We start from the raw sequence: 1956 nt of genomic DNA on the forward strand, positions 1-1956 counted from the left end.
TATATGATTCCACTGCAAAAAATGGTGTTTTTTTTCTTACATTTTCCCCTTAAGAAAATTGACTGGGATTATCATCCATTTACCTGACCATTATTTTGGTTTCCTTTATGGTTTTGTGCTTGGATAACGGTTATTATCCTTTGTATTTCTAGCTTTTTTCTAGCAAATGGGCACAATAACCCCTTGATTATTGTTATTTACAATTTCTGTAGCCTTTTTCCTTATATCCCCTTTAAAGAAGCGGACGATTTGCTTGAAGTTGTGTCCAATGATTTTCATACCAGTAACCAATGTTGCTTTGACTTTACCCCGTACCTTGAGTTTTCCTGCTCCCTGTGAACACTTTAGCGAGGAGTTGGTTCCTTCAATGGCGGTACGTTTGCTGGTAGCTTCTTTCCTGGCTCTTTTGTCTTCTTTCCGTTCGCGGGCTTCGGCCAGAAATATAGCACTCTGTTCAACTCTTAATACGGTATTATTTTTTCGGAATTTTACCGGGCAGGCGCCTTGCCTGGGACAGTTTGAACAAATATTCCTGTCGAAATGAGCGAGGATCACATTACTTTTTCCATTGAACTGACAGCTATATGGAGCATGACCTTCTGGGCAGGCCTCAACCGTTTTATGGTCTTTAATGGTAAATGCGGTTAGTGGAATCTTTTCGGGATCTGGTTGCTTCCCGGTCATGTCTGTATAATGTATCGTTATTCCAGCATCTTGCGCTTGTTTTTCCACTTCTCCGCTGAAGAATCCTCCATCGACGTAAAAGTCGGTGACTTCCATTTTCTTTTGTATTTCAGGGATGCGCTTTGCTAACATCTCAGCGTCGCCCACCCTGTTTTTCTCGACTGTATAGTCAGTGATTATTTGTACGGGATTTTCGTCAGCACAAGTTTCGGCGATATTTAGGACTAAACCAACATGCCCTTTTGAGCCTTTCTTGCGGTAGGTCACATCCTGGTCATAGGCTGATTGCAGAGAGTCGGCCTCAATGTCTTTATTTGCTTTTGCTTTCCAGGTATTCTTCTCACTATCAAAGGCAGCCTGGTCGTTGATAAATCGCTGGAGAATCACTATGGCGTTCAATTCACGAATGTCCGGATTTGGTTCGGTGATGGACACCAGTTCGATCCCTAGATCGATCATCTCCTGTATACGTTTTTGTGCTTCACTGCCCCTGGAGCGGTATAAGACCTTGGTTTTGTACTCGGGTTCGAGCACATGTTTTAAGGAATCTGTAAGAAGTTCCGGGGGGCAGGTTTTCACTGCCTGGGATAATACATCATATGCCAACGACAACCGTCCGGCCAATTTGATATTGGTCATGATTTGCGTGGAGTCTGCACGTTGCTCTTTGGTGTTGATCCCGGCTAACTCAATAAACTGCGCGGTTAATTTTTCGAATTGCCCAAAGATGAGATCGTCTTTATCTGGGTTTTCAACAGTATAGCGGTAGACCCGCCGCCGAAATTCGTACAAGGTGCGTTCGGCCAGATAGAGTTCACCGAGGTTGCGCAGACCAACAGCATACATAATCTGGTAGTTAAAACGGAACTGTTCGAGAATGTCTTCGTCGGTGTAATCTTTCATGTGTTTAATGAATTCCAGGGAAAGCAGAATATTCACGGGGAAATTGGGGCGACCGTTATCCAGGCTGTACAAACAGGAAAAAGGAGTCTCATCGATTTTACAAAACACATGCTCATAGAAAAGGGGTGCCCAAGTTCCCTGCAAACTGGCCTGTATCTTTGGATTCATCCATGAGTAACTATTAAATAGTTCTTGTTGTAAGTGGTCTTTGTTTTCCCGGAACATCTGAATCCCCCTGGATCGCATTTTGTTGGTTTATCAGTAGATATCTCTTGATTTCTACAGTATACTTCGATATTCAGCCTTGTTTCTCCTGCTGCACCAGGAACTAATTTTGGGTATTCTACGGGGTTTTTGCAGTGGAATCAT

The 1956-nt window shown here is 43.2% G+C and carries 1 protein-coding gene; it reads right to left on the reverse strand.

Features of this window, described 5'->3' with window-relative positions; all coding sequences use genetic code 11:
* Window positions 1-159: 159 nt before the first annotated feature.
* Entirely contained in the window at window positions 160-1812 is a 1653-nt protein-coding gene (locus Pmgp_RS19155) for a transposase (protein ID WP_134216268.1), read from the reverse strand.
* Between the last annotated feature and the right edge of the window lie 144 nt (window positions 1813-1956).

It is taken from the genome of Pelotomaculum propionicicum, from assembly GCF_004369225.1.
Taxonomy (GTDB): Bacteria; Bacillota; Desulfotomaculia; order Desulfotomaculales; family Pelotomaculaceae; genus Pelotomaculum_B; species Pelotomaculum_B propionicicum.